Below are 16,361 nucleotides of genomic sequence, written 5' to 3' on the forward strand. Positions count from 1 at the left end.
CGCCCGCTGGTCACCTCGCGCACATGTCGGTGTCGTCGGACATCGTCGGAGCGGCCCTAGCGTGAGGCGGCTCCGTCCGGTCCGGGCGGGCGGTGTCGCGAGGAGACGACCAGTGCAGAGCAGTTCCACCAGCCTGTCGGTGGCGGACCGATCGACGGCTTCGCCGGTGGAGCCGCCACCGGTCCCGGCCCGCCGGCGGGCGCTCCTGATCGCGGCGGGGCTCGCCGCCGCCTGGGTCGTCCCGGTGCTGGCGTACGCCCTCGGGCTCGCCGGGCTGCTGCCGCCGCTCGTGCTGCTGCTGACGGCCGGGTTGCTGCGCGTCGGGCGCACCCTGCTCGACCGGCTGGTGCTGGCCGTGGCGCTGCTGGTCGGCGCGGTCTGCGCCGCGGCGCTGCTCTTCTCGTTCTGGCCGTGGGGTCTGCACCCGGTGCCCGTCGCCGGCACGGCCCTGACCGCGCTGCTCGGGCTCGGCCTGCTCACCGGCCGCCGGCCGCGCCTTCCCCGGCCGGTCCCGGCCGACCTGGCGCCGGTGGCCGCCGCGGTGCTGTCCGGCCTGGCGCTGGCGTGGCCCTATCTGCGCGCCGACGGTCTGGCCGGCCGGCTGGCGTACGCCATGGTCGGCGAGGACAACAGCCGGCACCTGGCGGCCGTCGAGGGAATCCGGGCGGTGGGCGGCTACCTCTTCGCCGACCCCGACGCCGCGGCCCGGATCGCACCGGAGGCGATGGTCTACTACCCGCAGGGCTTCCACGTCACGGCCGCGTTGCTGGACACCTTCCTGCGCTCGTCGACCGCCGCCGGGGGACCGGCGAGCACCCTCGACCACTACCTGGGTTGGGCGATCTCCGCGTACGCGCTGCTGGTGCTGGCCGTGGTCTGGGCCGCCGGCCGGATCGCCGGCCGGCTGCTGAACCCGGTCCGCGCGTTCGGCCTGGCCGGCGCGGTCACCGCGCTCGCACTCGGCTCCGAGCTCACCCGGTTCGTGGTCTACGGCTACCCGGGCGAGAGCCTCGGCCTGGCGCTCACCGCGATCCTCATCGCGCTGGTCTGCCGGCCGGTGGCCCGGACCGGCACCCAGCTCTGCCTGCTCGGGGCGCTCTGCGTCGGCGTGGGCTTCGCGTACCTGATGTTCCTGCCGGTGGTCGGCGTGCTGGTGCTGGCCTGGCTGGTCCGGCACCGGCGGGCGGTGCGCCGGCGACCGTGGCTGCTCGTCACGGTCGCGGTGGTGACCGCCGTGCTCACCCCGCTGCCCAGTGTGGCCGGCCTCCTCTTCACCGACCAGGTCGACAACGTCGCCACCGGTGGCGGGGTGTTTCCGCGCTACGACGCCTACCTGGCGCTGACCGCGGTGATCGGCGCCGGGTTGTTCGCCGGCGGCCTGCGGTTGCCGGTGTGGCGCCGGTACGCGGGTGCGTTGGCCGCGGCGCTGGCCTTCGCCGTCGGTTTCCTCGTCTACTTCCGGGCGCTCGGCACCGATCCGCGCTACTACTACGGCAAGACCCTGCACCTGTTGCTGGTCGTCCTGCTCATCGGCGCGGGGGCGGGGCTGCTGCTGCGGCCACCGCCGGCGCGCGTCGCGGCGGCCCGCCGCCCCGGCGCCCTCCCGGTGGTCCTCGCCCGGGTGCTCGTCGCGCTCTCGCTGGTGGTCGGGACGGCGGGGATCGCCGGTCTGGCGCGCGGCGGCGGGATCTTCGCCCAGCCGTTCGGCAACCGCAGCACCACCTGGTCGGCCGCCTGGTGGTCGGGGCTGCTGGCGCGGCCCCGGCAGGCCGACGTGACGGCCCGCGCGCTGGCCCAGGCGCCGGTACGTGACGGCGAGGTGACCGTGGTGGTCAGCGACCACCGGCGGGAGGGCTACCTGGAGACACTCTTCCTCGCCACCCTGCAGGGCACCCACGGCGCGTCCGCGCCGGCGTTCTACAACCTGCCGCTCGCTGAACCGGCCCGCGCCGCGGCGGTGGTCGATCGGGAGCGGCGGCCGATCCGCTTCCTGACCACCGGGCCGGAGGCCGCGGCGGTGGTCGAGCGGCTGCTCGCCGAACGTCCGGAGCTGCGTTCCCGGGTGACACTCGAACCGCTGCGCTGACCCGGGTCGCCGCAACGAGAGCAGGTACGGCGACCCGGCGAGGTCGCGCGGTGCCGGTCAGGCCGGTGTGGCGGCGCGGGCCTGCAGCACGGCGTCGGCCACCCGGCGTCGGCCCAGCCCATCCACCGTGGACCAGGCCCGGGCGGAGAGGGTCGCACGGCGGGCCGGGGAGGTGAGCAGCGCGGTCAGGGTCCGCGCGGCGGCCGTCCGCGCCGCCCGCCCGGCCATCCCGCCGGCGGCCAGTTCCGGCAGCTCACCGAGGCCGGCGACCAGGCCGTGCTCCACCACCCGGCGGTACGACTCGCGCTGGTTGTCCACCACGCAGACCAGCGCGGCGGCCGCACCGAGGCAGCACAGCTCCCAGGTGGAGGTGCCGGCGGCGCTGACCACCAGGTCCGCCGCGCCGATCAGGGCCGGCAGCTCGTCGGTGGGCGGCACCGGGCGCAGCGACTGCCCCCGGCCCGTCGTCACGGTCGCCAGCTCGGCCTCCACCTCGGGCCGACCCACCACGACGGTCAGGTCCATCGGGTGTCCGGTGGACAGCAGCACCCTGGCGAGCACGGGTGCGGCGCCGACCGCGTCGGTGCCGCCGAAGAAGGCCAGCACCCGGGGACGGCTCACCGATGCCGCGGGCGGTGGCGCCGGCGGCCGGGCCGCCACCACCGAGTCCCGCAGCAGCGTGTACCGGGCGCCGGCGAGCAGCCGCCGCGGAGGCACGGCGATGTCCGTGCCGAAGTTCTGGTCGAGGTACAGGTCGGCGTCCTGACCCCGGGTGTCGCCGTCGACCACGGCGAGGGTCAGGACACCCGCCGCGCGCAGCGCGCCCGCCGCGGTTGGTTCGAGGTCGTAAGAGTCGACGACCATGACGTCGAGCTGGTGCCGGCGGGCCGTCTCGACCAGGTCGGCGACAGTCCGCGGACCCGGGTGCAGTGGGATGCCCCGCGCCGCGAGCTGTGCGGCGGCCCAGCCGACCCCCTCGACGGCGCCGAACATGTCGACGCGGCTGCCGCGGGCCAGGAACTCCTCGCCCAACGCCAGCGAGCGGACCAGGTGGCCGACGCCGCGCCGCGGCCCGGCGTCGCAGCGCAACCCGACGCGTAACGTGCTCAGGACTCCTCCAGTCGCTTCTGTCGTACGCCCGCGTTGAGCGCGCGCAGCGCCGGCTGCTCGTCGAGCCAGTCGGCGAGCTTGGCCAGCGGCACGCTGACGTCGCCGAAATGGTCGGTCACCGCGCGCACCAGCGTCCAGTCCTGCTCGGTGTCGAGGGTGAGCCGGAGTCCGGACCGGTCCGGTGTGAGCGTCACCCCGAGCACCCGGAACAGCTCCGGGTGGGTGTACGCGTACGAGGTGACGTGCACCCGGTGGTGCTCGGTGGCGAGCCGGTCCAGCGTCCGCAGCGCGTCGGCGCGGATGATCTCGACGTCCAGTCCGCGTGGCAGTGTGCGCGCGATCGACGTGCTCGCGTAGTCCAGCCCGGGTACCGCCCGGTAGACCGAGGCCACCAGCGTGATGATCTCCGGGTCGAGCAGCGGGCAGTCGGCGGTGAACCGCATGACCGCGTCCCCGGGGTGCGCGTCCAGCGCGCCGATGAACCGGCTCAGCACGTCGTCGACCGGGCCGCGGTGGCACGGCACGCCGAGCCGGTCGCACTCGGCGGCCACCGCGTCGTCGACCGTGTCCGTGCTGGTCGCCACCACCAGGTCGGCGAGCACCCCGCTGTCCCGGGCGGCCCGGACCACCCGGCCCAGCACGCTGCGGCCGGCGAGCGGTCGCAGCACCTTGCCCGGCAACCGGGACGAGCCCATCCGGGCCTGCACGATCCCAACGATCCGCATCACCGGCACCCCCGTCCGGTGCCGCCACGGCCGCTCACTGCTGCTCCTGCCGCTTCGGCGCCAGCGCCTGGCGGGCCCGCCGCTTGGCCACGCGGGCCCCGCGCCGGGCCAGCCGCGCCGGGGTGAGAGCCAGCCGTCCGACCCGGTAGCTCAGCGATCCGCTGAGCAGGTTGATGGTCGCGTCGGCCCGGCGTAGCGCCCGCTCCCGCGAGGTGAGCAGGTCCTCGGTCCACCTCAGCGACGCGGACATCCGGGTCAGCTCGTCGCGCTGGCGCAGCCACGCCTCGTGCAGTTGCTGGTAGCCGCCCGGCCCGGCCGGCGGGTCGGTCGGCTCGACCGACCGCAGCTCGGCGACGAGGGTGACCCGCCCGTCGGCGTCCAGCCCCCGGAGCGCGGCGGTGACCGCCGCCTCCGCCTCCACCGCGGCCGACACCGTCGCCCGGTCGAGGTCGTGGCCGGCGAGGCCGCCCAGCACCACGGTCAGTCCCGCGACGTCCAGCGTGGACGCCCAGGGATGGGCGTACCCGCCGGTGAGCAGCGCGACGGCGAACCGCCACAGACCCCGGGCGAGCACCACGTCGCGGGGGAGCGCCTCGGTGGCCCGCCAGCTGAGGTCGAGCACGGCGTACCGGCCGGCGGAGACCACCACGTTGTCGGTGCCGGCCAGCGCGGCGGCGCCGGCGATCCGGCCGTCGTCACCGGCCTGCCCGGCGAGCCAGTCCGCGTACCCGTGCAGCAGCGCCCGCAGCGTTTCCAGGTCCCGCCGCAGGGCGGCGTCGAGCAGCAGGGTGCGCAGCAGCCGCCCGTCGGGCACCGGTTGCCCGATGAGCGCGGACGGGTCCCGATACGCCGCCTTGCGGCTGGCGAACGGCGCGGCGGCCGTGCCGGTGCGGTCGGCGCCGGCGGTGGCCTGCCACCGCCAGCCGTCCGGCCCGTCGACCACCTCCACCACGTCGGAGCCGGGCGGGCCGGTCTGCAGCAGCGCCACCGGAAGGTCGCCCGGCGACCCGAGGGCCGGGGCGGCGTCGGATGCCGGGGCCTTGCGGGCCAGCACCAGCCAGCCCGGGGCCAGCGCGGCGCCGTGCCCGGCGTGCAGCGCGTCCACGGCCAGCCGGGCGGGGTCCTGGAGCACCGTCGCGGCGGTGAAGCCTCCCGTGCAGGCGTGGTGCAGGACCGCGTCGAAGAACCCGGAGGTGGTACGCCGGTCGAGTTGGTCGGCGTCGAGCAGCGCGGTCGGGTAGGCGGCGAAGCAGGCGCCCGGGCGCAGCCCGACGTCGGTCAGGCGGGCGCGCACCTGCTCCCGGTTCGCGGGACGGTCGGTGTCGAGGACGCCGCCGATGGTCCAGGCGGCGTCGTCGCGTCGGGCGTACCAGGGGGCGGTGTCGACCAGCCGGTGCAGCCCGAGCGGGTTGTCCACCCGCAGCAGCAGAGTGCCGCCGGGGGACAGCGCGTCGGCCAGTCGGCCCAGCACGCCATCCCAGCCTTGCCGGGCGCCCTCCACCGACTCCACCGGATCCAGGCCCGCGCCGGCGATGACCACGTCGAACCGCTCGTCCTGCGGCAGGCCGGCCGGCCCGCCCACCACTACCCGGGCGGTACGCGCGGCCATCGCCACCGCGTCCGGGTAGCTGCGCAGCAGGCAGGTGACCTCGGCGTGCGCGAGCCGGTCGAGCATCCCCGGATCGTGCGGGCCGGCCAGCAGCACCCGGGCGCCGGGCGGCACGATCCGCGCCGCCAGCGCGGCCAGGGCTCCACCGTCGGCGGGGCGCTGCTCCGGCAGGTCGGACCAGGCCAGCATCTCCCCGCCCGGCAGCGCGATCCGGTCGACGGGTGCCGTCTCAATGGTCAACTGGTTCCTCCTGGAGGTTCGCCCACCCGAGCAGCTCGCGCAGCTCGGCCGGCGTGCAGCGGTGGTCGGTGCCCAGCTCGGCGCGCGCGATCGCGACGGCGGTCGGCAGGTCCACCGACTCGCCGTGCAGCTCCGGCCACTGGCGGCGGATCCGGGCGGTCCCGCCGAAGGTCGGGTCCTCGTCGGCGAGCACCATCGGGTCGCCGTACACCGCCGGTTCGCAGCCGGCGGCGATGCCGTAGAAGATCGCGCTGGTCAGCCGGTTCGACGCCACCCGGCGGTGCCGACGCAGCTCGGTGAGCTGCTTGTCGAGAAAGAGCGGGTCGGTGTCCTTCCACCAGTGCCCGCGGTAGCCGTGGCAGATCACACGGAAGCCGGCGTTCTCGTAGAGCCGGCGGACCCGCCGCATGCCGTACTCGTGCCAGTAGAGGCAGACGGTCACCGGGCCCGGCTCGGTGTCGCGGATCCGGGCGATGAGCTCCCTGTGGTCGCCGCGGACGTGCTGACCCTCCCAGCCGTGGAACGGATACCAGATGGTGCCCTGCCGCTGCGACTCCGGCGGGTCCTCGGGCCGCAGGGCCAGCAGGTACTCGAAGGGCGCGCCGATGACGACGACGTTGCGCCGCCCGACCGACCAGGCCCGCCGCCGGGTCTGCTCCGACCAGAGCAGGCTCGGCGTGCCCTCGGCGTACGGGTGGCCGGGGGCGAGCCCGTCGCCGATGTTCCAGCCGTGCTGGACGTACCCGTTGATCCGCGGCGGGTGGTCGTCGCCCAGCCCGGCGTAGCGGGCCAGCACGTGGGCGTGGCCGTAGAAGTGGTTGGCGTGGTGCATCAGCGTCCCATCAGGCGGCGACGGGCCGCGCCGGGCGGCCCCGCAGCGCCGCACCGAGCGCGTCGATGACGCGGTCCTGGTCGGCGTCGCTCAACGTCGGGTAGAGCGGCAGCGAGAGTTGCTGACGGTAGAACGACTCGGCGACCGGGCAGGATCCGCGCCGGTAGCCCAGGTCGGCGAAGACCGGGTGCCAGTGCACGGGGATGTAGTTGACCTGCACGCCGACGCCGGCGGCGCGCATCGCGTCGTACACCTCGCGGCGGCGGCCGTCGAGCACCCGGATCGGGTAGAGGTGCCAGGCCGGTTCGGCCCACGACTTCTGGACCGGTAGCCGCACCCCGTCCAGATCGGCCAGCGCCTCGTTGTAGCGGGCGACCAGCTCGGCCCGCCGGGCGAGGAAGGCGTCGAGCTGGCGCAGCTGGCTGCGGCCCAGGGCGCAGAGCACGTCCGGCAGCCGGTAGTTCAGCCCGAACTCGTGCACCTCCTGGTGCCAGCCGCCCTCGTCCGGCCAGCGCTGCTCGTCGCGCTCGCGGACCAGCCCGATGTTGCGGAACCGGCGGGCCCGCTTGAGCAGCTCGGCGTCGGTGCTGGCGACCGCGCCACCCTCTCCGGTGGTGAGGTGCTTCGTCGGGAAGAACGAGAAGGTGGTCAGGTCGGCGAGCGAGCCGACCGGCCGGCCCTGGTAGGTGGCGCCGATGGAGTGCGCGGCGTCGGCCAGCAGCAGCGCGTCCGAGCCGCTCAGAGCGGTTCGCAGCGCGTCGTAGTCGGCCGGGTGGCCGGCGTAGTCCACGGCCGAGACGATCCTGGTGCGCGACGTCGTCGCGGCGGCCGCCGCGGCCGGGTCGAGGGTGAAGGTCTCCTCCTCGACGTCCGCGAAGACGATCTTCGCGCCGAGCAGCGCGGCGCTGCTCGCGGTGGCCACGAAGGTCATCGGCGGGACGACCACCTCGTCGCCAGGGCCGACACCGGCCGCCGCGTACGCCACGTGCAGCGCGGCGGTGCCGTTGGAGACCGCCGCGCAGCCGGCTCCACCGGTCACCTTGGCCAGGTCCGCCTCGAACCCGTCGACCTGGGGGCCGGTGGTGAGCCAGTCGCCGCGCAGCACGTCGGCGACGGCCGCGACGTCGTCCTCGCTGACCGAGTGCCGGCCGTAGGGGAGCATCGCCATCACGCGGTGAGGCCGAGCATGTCGCGCAACCGCTCGACGCTGAGCCACTCGTCGTTGGTGTCCGACTGGTAGGCGAAGCCGTCCGGCACCGGCTCGCAGTCGACCGGCGGCTGGTAGCCCCAGCCGGCGATGGTCGGCTGGACGATGTACCGGTCCGCGGCGCGCACCGTCCGGCGGCTGTCGTCCGGCGCGATCATCTCCTCGTGCAGCTTCTCGCCGGGGCGGATGCCGATCTCGTGCGTGGTGGCGTCCGGGGCGACCGCCTCGACCAGGTCGAGGATCCGCATGCTGGGGATCCGGGGCACGTACAGCTCGCCGCCCTGCATCTGGTCGAACGAGTCCATGACGAACTGGACGGCCTGGTCCAGGGTGATCCAGAAGCGGGTCATCCGCTTGTCGGTGACCGGCAGGCTCTTGCCCTCGGCGGCCAGCCGGCGGAACAGCGGGACCACCGAGCCGCGGCTGCCCACGACGTTGCCGTAGCGCACCACGGCGAACCGGGTCGGGTGATGGGCGGCGTAGTGGTTGGCCGAGACGAAGAGCTTGTCGCCGACCAGCTTCGTCGCGCCGTACAGGTTGATCGGGCTGGACGCCTTGTCGGTCGAGAGCGCGATGACCTTCTTGACGCCAGCCTCGATCGCCGCGTCGACGACGTGCTGGGAGCCGGTGATGTTGGTGGCGATGTACTCCGAGGGGTTGTACTCGGCGGTGTCCACCTGCTTGAGAGCCGCGGCGTGCACGACGTGGTCCACCCCGTGCATCGCCCGGGTCAGCCGGTGCCGGTCCCGGATGTCGCCGATGAACCAGCGCAGCCGGGGGTCGTCACCGAGCTGCTGGCGTAGCTCGTACTGCTTGAGCTCGTCGCGGGAGAACACCACGACCCTCGCCGGGTCGGCCTCGGCGAGGACGTGCCGGAGGAAGGTCCTGCCGAAGGAACCCGTTCCCCCGGTGACAAGAATGGAGGACCCATTCAGCTCGCTCAATTGGTGCTCCCATGGTCGTGGTTGTTTCCGCGGTGGCATTCGGCTGGCCAACCGGATCGAGACGCTAGACCCGGCGGGTTAACAACCCGACGCACCCTGGTGAACTGATGCCGCGTGGGAAGTGAATGCGGAATGCCTTGCAGGCAAACACTTTTCGCTCGTTCGGGGCCTGGCTGAGCAGTTCAGAACCTCGGCTACACTCGGCCGGCACGCCGGTCGTGCATACCAGTTACGGAGGAAAGACCAGTGGAACTGCAGCGACTGAGAGTCGTCTTCCGCACGGCGTTGGAACTGCCCGACAACGCCGCGGTGGACAGTCTCGAATATCGCGGGATCGAGAAGTGGGACTCACTCGCGCACATGTCCCTGGTGGCCGCGATCGAGGACGAGTTCGGTGTCATGTTGGACACCGACGAGGTCATTGATCTCAGTTCCTTCGACCGCGCTCGCCAGATCCTGGAGAAGCACGGTGTCGTCTTCACCGACTGATCCGCCGGCCCGCCGGGTGCTGGTCACCGGATCCACCCGGGGCATCGGTCTGGCCGTCGCCCGGCGGCTCGCCGAGCAGGGCTGCGTGGTCGCCGTGCACGGCCGGTCGCCCGGCTCCGCCGCCGAGGCGGTCGCCGTCCTGCCCGGTGGGCCGCACCTGGCGGTGCACGGCGACGTGGCCGACCCCGACCAGATCCGCGCCCTGACCCGCGTCCTGTTCGAGCGGTGGCGCGGCCTGGACGCCCTGGTCGTCAACGCCGGCGTGCACGCGGCGGGGCTGCTGGGCGGGGTGTCGGACGAGACCGTGACCAGGCTCTTCGCGGTGAACGCCGCCGGTGCGGCGCACACCCTGCAGCAGGGAGTCCGCCTGCTGCGCCGGGGCGAGCGCCCCGCGGTGGTGCTCACCGCCTCCCTGGTCGGCTCGGCCGGGGCCGCCGGCCAGACGGTCTACGCGGCCAGCAAGGCCGCGATCGAGGGGCTGACCCGGGCCGCCGCGAAGGAACTCGGTCCCGCCGGCATCCGGGTCAACGCGGTCGCGCCCGGCTTCATCCGCACCGATCTGCTCGCCGACCTGGACGACGCCGGCCGACAGGCCCGCGCCGCCGCCACCCCACTGCGCCGGCTCGGCGAGCCGGCCGAGGTGGCCGAGGTGGTCGCGTTCCTGCTCTCGCCGGCCGCGGCCTTCGTCACCGGCCAGGTGGTCGGGGTGGACGGCGGGTTGACGCTGTGAGCGACCTGCTGCACGCCGACGCCCGGCTGGTGGACGCGGGCACCGGACGGCAACTGGGTGGCCCGGACCTCGCCGCCCGGGTCGCCGACCTCGCGACGTCGCTCGACCGGGAACCTCCGGGCGTGGTCTTCGCCACCGTGCCCGCCGACATCGACGCCGTGGTGCGCGTCCTCGCCGCCTGGCAGGCGGGCCGCCCGGTGGCGCTGCTCGATCCACAGATCCCCGCGGCCACGCTGCGGGACCTGGTCGACCGGTTCCGCCCGGCCCTGCTGCTGACGCACCCGACATCGCCGGACGGCTACCGGGCGGCAGAGGTCGGGCCGGGCCCGGCCTGGCGGCGCACCGGGCCCTCCGGTCCCACCCCGCACCCCGACCTGGCGCTGCTGCTCACCACGTCGGGCTCGACCGGCAACCCCAAGCTGGTCCGGCTGTCCCGCTCGGCCGTGCGGGCCAACGCGGCGGCGATCGCCGCCGCGCTGGACCTCGACGGCGACGAGGTGGCGCCCACCACGCTGCCGCTGCACTACACCTACGGGCTCTCGGTGCTCACCAGCCACCTGCACGCCGGCGCCACCGTGCTGCTGGAACGCTCCGGCCTCACCTCCCGCGACTTCTGGTCCGCGGTCGACCGGCACCGGGTCACCTCGCTCGCCGCCGTGCCCTACCAGTACGAGATGCTGCGCCGGCTGCGCTTCGCGCCCGGCCGGTACGAGCGGCTGCGGACGCTCACCCAGGCCGGCGGCCGGCTGCACCCCGACCTGGTGACCGACTTCCACGGCCGGATGACCGAGGTCGAGGGCCGGTTCTTCGTGATGTACGGGCAGACCGAGGCGACCGCCCGGATGACCGTCCTGCCGTCCGACCGGCTGCCGGCGAAGCTCGGGTCGGTCGGCCTGGCGGTGCCCGGGGGCACAGTGTCGATCCGTACCGACGAGGGCGTGGAGACCACCGAGGCGGCCCGGGTGGGCGAGATCGTCTACCGCGGGCCGAACGTGATGATGGGCTACGCCGAGAGCGCCGCCGACCTGGCCCGCCCCGACGAGCTGGGCGGCACGCTGGCCACCGGCGACCTGGGGCGGCTGGACCCGGAGGGCTTCCTGTTCGTCACCGGCCGGATCAAGCGGATCGCCAAGGTGTTCGGCGTCCGGGTCAACCTCGACGACGTGGAACGGTCGCTCGGCCACCACGGTCCGCTCGCCGCGATCGCCGGGGCGGACCGGCTGGTGGTGGTGGCCGAGGGGGCCGACGCCGACCAGCTCGCCCGGATCCGCACCGAGGTCGCGGCGGCGCTGGGCACCCACTCGTCCGGCGTCCAGGTGCGCAGCGTCGACGCGCTGCCGCTGACGCCCGCCGGCAAGCCCGACTACCGCGCGCTGGAGGCACAGTGCTGACCGACGTGTTCACCCTCACCCAGCCGGAAAAGGAGGAACGGCTACGCGGCGAGCTGGTCGAGCTGCTCGGACACCACCGGCGCCACTGCCCGCCGTACGCCCGGATCCTGGACGCCCTCGACCAGGACGGTGAGCCGGCGACGCTGGCCGACCTGCCCTGGCTGCCGGTGCGGTTGTTCAAGACCCGCAAGCTGTCCAGCGTGCCCGACGACGAGGTGATCCGGGTGCTCACCTCCAGTGGCACCACCGGCGAGGTCAGCCGGATCCACCTGGACCGGGCGGCCGCGGCCACCCAGTCCCGGATGCTGGCCCGCACGCTCGGCACGGTGCTCGGACCGCGACGGCTGCCGATGGTCGTGGTGGACCGCTCCGGGGTGGTCGGCGACCGGCGCTCCTACTCCGCCCGCGGCGCGGGGGCGCTCGGCATGGTGAACTTCGGCCGTGACCACCTCTGGCTGCTCGACGCCGACGACCGGCCGGACGTGGCCGCCCTCAAGGAGTTCCTCGGCCGGCACGGGGATTCGCCGTTCCTCGTCTTCGGCTTCACGTTCATGGTCTGGCGATACCTCTACGAGGTGGCCCGCGACCATGGCCTCGACCTGTCCCAGGGGATCCTGGTGCACTCCGGCGGCTGGAAGAAGCTCGCCGACCAGGCCGTGGACAACGCGGAGTTCCGGCGCCGCCTCGGTGCGGACACCGGCCTGACCCGGATCCACAACTTCTACGGGATGGTCGAGCAGATCGGCACCGTCTTCCTGGAGGGGCCGGAGGGCGGCTCGCTCTACTGCCCGGACTTCGCCGACGTCATCGTCCGCGACCCGGTGACCTGGCGGGAGGCGCCGATCGGCACACCGGGCGTGATCGAGGTGCTGAGCACCCTGCCCACCTCGTACCCGGGCAACGTGCTGCTCACCGAGGACCTCGGGGTGGTGCACGGCGTCGACGACGGCCACTGGCCGGGCAAGCGGTTCAGCGTCCTGGGCCGGCTGCCCCGCGCCGAGGCCCGCGGTTGCAGCGACACCTACGTCGGAGGACGGTCATGACCGTACGGATGCGCTTCCCGGCGGGGCCGGAGCTGTCGGTGGACGAGTTGGTGCCGCCGCCCCCGGAGACGCCGCTGACGGTCGGTGACGAGCGGATCATGGACTTCCTGACCGCCGTGTCGCGCCGCCTGCTGACCCCGGCCCTGGCTCGGCGGCACCCGGAGCTCGGCTCGCTCGGCTTCTTCCTGCGCCGTCGGGAGCTGCTGCGCGGGGTGGAGCGGCTGCGCGCCGGCCTCGACGAGCGGGTGCTGGCCTTTCCCCGGGGCGTGGTGTTCCACGTCCCACCGGCCAACGTGGACACCATCTTCGTCTACTCCTGGGCGCTGGCCGCGCTGGCCGGCAACATCAACGTCGTCCGGGTGTCGCCCCGGTCGGCGGCGGCCGCCGACGCGATACTCGAGGTGTTGAACGACAGCCTCGCCGAGGCGGACCCGGTCGTCGCCCGGACCCAGCGCATGGTCACCTACGGCCACGACGACGCGGTGACCGCCCGGCTCAGCGCCGACTGCGACGTCCGGGTCATCTGGGGCGGCGACCGGGCGGTGACGGCCGTCCGGCGGCACCCGTTGGCTCCGGCGGCCCGCGACCTCACCTTCCCGGACCGGTCGTCCTTCGCGGTGCTGGCGGTGGCCGGCTGGGAGGCCGCCCCGGTCGCCGCCCGGCGGGACGCCGTCGCGAAGTTCGCCAACGACGCCTACTGGTTCGACCAGGCGGCGTGCTCGTCGCCCCGGGCGGTGTTCCTGGTCGGCGACGCCGCGCGCGCGGACGCCGTCCGGGCCGAGTTCGTCGCGCTGCTCAGCGTCGCGGCCCGGGATCGGGGCTCGGACGTGGACGCGGCGATGGCGGTCGAGAAGCGGGTCGGGTCGTACGGCCTGGCCGCCGACGGGGGAGTGTCCCGCATGGCCTTCCCCGACAACCTGGTGGCGACGCTGGAACTGGACACGCCGGCCGCGGCGCCTCGGGAGTGGCTCGGCACCGGCACGTTCGGCTTCGTCACGATCGCGGAGCTGGCCGAGCTGGTGCCGTTCCTGCGCCGGCGGGACCAGACGCTGACCCACTTCGGGTTCGACCCGACCGAGCTGGTCGGATTCGCCCGGGAGCTGGGGGGCCGGGGCATCGACCGGATCGTGCCGTTCGGCGCGGCGCTCAATTTCGCCCCGGTCTGGGACGGCTACGACCTGCTGCGCGAGTTCGTCCGGCTGGTCAGCGTCGACGGCTGAGCGTTCGCCACGACACAACGGGCCCGGTCCCTCAGGACCGGGCCCGCCGTCGCGGATCAGGGCTCAGATCAGATCCCAGGCCAGCGGCGTACCGCGCGGCACGTCACTGCTGAAGGTGCGACCGAGAACCCGGTCGAGGTCGGCCGGGGGGAGCCCGCCCGCCGGCCGGATGGAGCGGACGTTGGCGGCGGTGACCGTGTCGCCGGCGCGCACGTCGGCGACCACGAACAGGGACCGGCGGAACCGCAGCCCCTCCCGCTCGGTCGGGGTCGGCCCGATCGTCGTGCCGCCCAGCGCCGCGAAGGCCCGCTCCGACTCGACGGTGAGCGCGGCCAGCTCGTCCGGCTCCAGCGAGAAGTCGGAGTCGACGCCGCCATCGGCCCGGCGCAGCGTCACGTGCTTCTCGATCAGGCAGGCGCCGAGCGCCACCGAGGCGACCGGCACGCCGATGCCCGGAGTGTGGTCGGAGAGCCCCACCGGAAGACCGAAGGCATCGGCCAGCACGGGCAGCCGGCGCAGGTTGCTGTCCTGCGGCGGCGCCGGGTAGGACGCGGTGCAGGCCAGCAGCACGATGCCGCCGGCGCCACCCTCTCGGGCCGCTCGCACGGCGGCGTCGATCTCACCCACGGTGGCCATGCCGGTCGAGATGACCATCGGCTTGCCGGTGCTGGCCACGAGCCGGATCAGCGGCAGGTCCACCAGCTCCGAAGAGGCGATCTTGTACGCCGGCGCGCCCAGCTCCTCCAGCAGCTCCACGGCGGTGTGGTCGAAGGGGGAGGAGAAGACGGTCAGGCCGTGCTGGCGGGCCCGCTCGAAGATCGGCGCGTGCCACTCGTACGGCGTGTGGGCCCGCTCGAAGAGCTGCCAGAGGCGCTCACCGCCCCACAGGTCGTGCCCGTCGGAGATCCGGAACGCCGGCGCGTCGACGTCGATGGTGATGGTGTCCGGCCGGTACGTCTGGAGTTTCAACGCGTGCGCACCGCTCGCGGCCACCGCGTCCACGATGGCCAGCGCCCGGTCCAGGCTGCCGTTGTGGTTGCCGGACATCTCCGCGACCACGAGCGGCCGCTCCCCGACGCCGACCACGTGCGGTCCGATCTTGATTGTCATGTTCCTCTGCTCATTTCCGTCCACACCACCTGGTGCGGTCTGCCGTCGACGTCCTGCTCGTACTGCCGGACGACGCGAAATCCGAAGCGCCGGTGCAGGGCCAGCACCGGCCGGTTGGTGGTCAGCGTCTCGCCGCCGAGCGTCCGTGCCCCGAGGACGTCGAAGGCGTACGCGATCCCGGCCCGCTCCAACGACAGCCACGCCGGCAACAGCCCGTCCCGCGCGTCCAGCCCGGCGATGTCCAGGTAGAAACCCCAGGTGAGGGCCCGCTCGGGCGAGGCGACGCCGGAGAAGGTGACCACCCCGGACGGGACACCCTCGTGCAGGTGTACCAGCACCCGTCGGTCGGGGTCCGCGCGCACCCGCGCCCACCAGGCGGTGTGCTCCGCCAGGCTGATCTCGTGCCGGGTGAGGCTCACCGCGCGCACCTGCGGGTGGTTGCGCCAGCGCAGCATCAGGTGCAGGTCGCCGTCGTCGGCCGAGCGCAGCAGTGCCATCATCCGCGTCCCGCCAGCGCACGCGGCCGCTTCGGCGCCGCCACCGGATCGCCCGCCGGCGCGCCCTCGGCGGGCGCGTCGGACGACGTTCCGACCCGGGCGCCCCGCACCCGGCCGGCCACCCGGTGGGCCTGGCGCAGCGCCGCGTACGCGAGGTAGTCGTTCCGTCCGACCAGGCGGTGCTTGAGGCCGGCCACCCCGTCCGGCATGGGGTAGCCGCCGGCCGGCAGGTAGCGGCGGTAGTGCTGGGCGACCCGGCGGAAGAAGGCGCGCCGCAGGTGCGGATGCAGCCGGTCGTCGTTGCCGGCCACCACCAGGTAGTGGTTCACCATCAGCTGGAACAGCTCGGCCCGGAGCCGCTCGTCGGGGTGGCGGCGCCCTACCCACTCCATCAGTCGCTCGTACTGGTCGAAGGCGTCGAAGTGCCGGCCGCTGCGGGTGGAGGTGATGGCGCCGAGCCGGCCTCGGCGGTACAGGTAGCAGACCCGGTCCAGCACCGAGATCCGCTCGGCGCCGATCAGCAGCGGGTGGCTGAACGGGATGTCCTCGTACCAGCCGGGGTGAAAGCGCAGCTCCAGCTCGTCGAGGAAGGCGCGACGGACGACCTTGTTCCACGCGGTGTGCTGCACCCGCAGCAGCTGCGGCTGCTCGGCGAGGCGGACCGCGCCGGTCACGCCGCGCATCAGATGGCTGCTGGCGTCGACCTCGCGCCGGCCGTCCTCGTGCACCCGGAGGTGGTCGAGCATCAGCACGTCGGGCTCGTGCTGGCGCAGCCGGTCGAGCACCGCGGAAATCGTCCCGGGCGGCAGCCAGTCGTCGCTGTCGACGAACCAGACGTACCGCCCGGTGGCCACGTCGAGACCGGCGTTGCGGGCCAGCCCCAGGCCCACGTTGTCGGTCAGGTGCACGATGCGTACGCCGGCGCGACCCGCGGCGTACGCGCGCAGCATCGCGGGGCAGCCGTCGGGGGAGGCGTCGTCGACGGCGATCAGCTCGACCGCCCCCGCCTCACCCGCCGGGATGTCGGCCCGGATCGACTCCAGGCACTGGTACAGGTACGCCTCGACGCCGTAGACCGGCACGACGATAGTCAGCAGCGGGGCGTGCGTCGGCTCGAAGACCACCTCG

General features: G+C 74.1%; 15 protein-coding genes. 6 read left to right on the forward strand and 9 right to left on the reverse strand.

What is annotated here, in order from left to right; all coding sequences use genetic code 11:
- Nucleotides 1–112: 112 nt before the first annotated feature.
- Entirely contained in the window at nucleotides 113–2,086 is a 1,974-nt protein-coding gene (locus ACFYPS_RS24585; RefSeq protein WP_354965972.1) for a hypothetical protein, read from the forward strand.
- Between the two features lie 57 nt (nucleotides 2,087–2,143).
- Here the strand turns inward: ACFYPS_RS24585 and ACFYPS_RS24590 are convergent, their stop codons facing one another.
- From ACFYPS_RS24590 to pseB, 6 genes are read right to left on the reverse strand one after another with little or no spacing between them, the layout of a single operon-like run.
- A complete protein-coding gene (locus ACFYPS_RS24590) occupies nucleotides 2,144–3,196 on the reverse strand; it encodes a spore coat protein (protein ID WP_354966129.1) in 1,053 nt (350 codons plus the stop codon).
- Entirely contained in the window at nucleotides 3,193–3,924 is a 732-nt protein-coding gene (locus ACFYPS_RS24595; protein WP_354965971.1) for a glycosyltransferase family protein, read from the reverse strand. The genes ACFYPS_RS24590 and ACFYPS_RS24595 overlap by 4 nt, the downstream gene beginning before the upstream one ends.
- Before the next feature lie 31 nt (nucleotides 3,925–3,955).
- Nucleotides 3,956–5,770 (reverse strand): class I SAM-dependent methyltransferase, encoded by a 1,815-nt coding sequence (locus ACFYPS_RS24600; RefSeq protein ID WP_387327179.1) that lies wholly within the window; start codon nucleotides 5,768–5,770, stop codon nucleotides 3,956–3,958.
- The gene (locus ACFYPS_RS24605; RefSeq protein ID WP_354965970.1) at nucleotides 5,760–6,602 is read right to left on the reverse strand and encodes a hypothetical protein; all 843 of its coding nucleotides are present in this window, start codon (nucleotides 6,600–6,602) and stop codon (nucleotides 5,760–5,762) included. The genes ACFYPS_RS24600 and ACFYPS_RS24605 overlap by 11 nt, the downstream gene beginning before the upstream one ends.
- Nucleotides 6,603–6,612: 10 nt before the next feature.
- Nucleotides 6,613–7,773, reverse strand: a complete 1,161-nt coding sequence (locus ACFYPS_RS24610; RefSeq protein ID WP_387327183.1) for a DegT/DnrJ/EryC1/StrS family aminotransferase — start codon at nucleotides 7,771–7,773, stop codon at nucleotides 6,613–6,615.
- On the reverse strand, nucleotides 7,770–8,792 hold the full coding sequence (gene pseB / locus ACFYPS_RS24615) for a UDP-N-acetylglucosamine 4,6-dehydratase (inverting) (RefSeq protein ID WP_354965968.1): 1,023 nt from the start codon (nucleotides 8,790–8,792) through the stop codon (nucleotides 7,770–7,772). The genes ACFYPS_RS24610 and pseB overlap by 4 nt, the downstream gene beginning before the upstream one ends.
- Nucleotides 8,793–8,999: 207 nt before the next feature.
- Here pseB and ACFYPS_RS24620 point away from each other — a divergent pair, with 207 nt between their 5' ends.
- Genes ACFYPS_RS24620 through ACFYPS_RS24640 form a run of 5 tightly spaced genes read left to right on the forward strand, consistent with a single transcriptional unit; the run spans nucleotide 9,000 to nucleotide 13,626 of the window.
- Entirely contained in the window at nucleotides 9,000–9,242 is a 243-nt protein-coding gene (locus ACFYPS_RS24620) for an acyl carrier protein (RefSeq protein WP_354965967.1), read from the forward strand.
- On the forward strand, nucleotides 9,223–9,972 hold the full coding sequence (locus ACFYPS_RS24625; protein WP_354965966.1) for an SDR family NAD(P)-dependent oxidoreductase: 750 nt from the start codon (nucleotides 9,223–9,225) through the stop codon (nucleotides 9,970–9,972). The genes ACFYPS_RS24620 and ACFYPS_RS24625 overlap by 20 nt, the downstream gene beginning before the upstream one ends.
- The gene (locus ACFYPS_RS24630; RefSeq protein ID WP_354965965.1) at nucleotides 9,969–11,363 is read left to right on the forward strand and encodes an AMP-binding protein; all 1,395 of its coding nucleotides are present in this window, start codon (nucleotides 9,969–9,971) and stop codon (nucleotides 11,361–11,363) included. The genes ACFYPS_RS24625 and ACFYPS_RS24630 overlap by 4 nt, the downstream gene beginning before the upstream one ends.
- Entirely contained in the window at nucleotides 11,357–12,406 is a 1,050-nt protein-coding gene (locus ACFYPS_RS24635; protein ID WP_354965964.1) for an acyl-protein synthetase, read from the forward strand. Before ACFYPS_RS24630 ends, ACFYPS_RS24635 begins: the two co-directional genes overlap by 7 nt.
- Nucleotides 12,403–13,626, forward strand: coding sequence for an acyl-CoA reductase (locus ACFYPS_RS24640; RefSeq protein ID WP_354965963.1), 1,224 nt, complete (start codon nucleotides 12,403–12,405; stop codon nucleotides 13,624–13,626). The genes ACFYPS_RS24635 and ACFYPS_RS24640 overlap by 4 nt, the downstream gene beginning before the upstream one ends.
- Nucleotides 13,627–13,689: 63 nt before the next feature.
- On the opposite strand, the gene pseI is transcribed toward ACFYPS_RS24640, so the two are convergent.
- From pseI to ACFYPS_RS24655, 3 genes are read right to left on the reverse strand one after another with little or no spacing between them, the layout of a single operon-like run.
- Entirely contained in the window at nucleotides 13,690–14,736 is a 1,047-nt protein-coding gene (gene pseI / locus ACFYPS_RS24645; RefSeq protein ID WP_354965962.1) for a pseudaminic acid synthase, read from the reverse strand.
- Nucleotides 14,733–15,236: a GNAT family N-acetyltransferase gene (locus tag ACFYPS_RS24650; protein WP_354965961.1), complete on the reverse strand. Its 504-nt coding sequence runs from the start codon at nucleotides 15,234–15,236 to the stop codon at nucleotides 14,733–14,735. Before ACFYPS_RS24650 ends, pseI begins: the two co-directional genes overlap by 4 nt.
- Complete coding sequence (locus tag ACFYPS_RS24655) at nucleotides 15,233–16,357, reverse strand: glycosyltransferase (protein ID WP_354965960.1); 1,125 nt, start codon at nucleotides 16,355–16,357, stop codon at nucleotides 15,233–15,235. The genes ACFYPS_RS24650 and ACFYPS_RS24655 overlap by 4 nt, the downstream gene beginning before the upstream one ends.
- Nucleotides 16,358–16,361: the final 4 nt, after the last annotated feature.

The organism is Micromonospora sp. NPDC005087, from assembly GCF_042872965.1.
Classification (GTDB): Bacteria; Actinomycetota; Actinomycetes; order Mycobacteriales; family Micromonosporaceae; genus Micromonospora.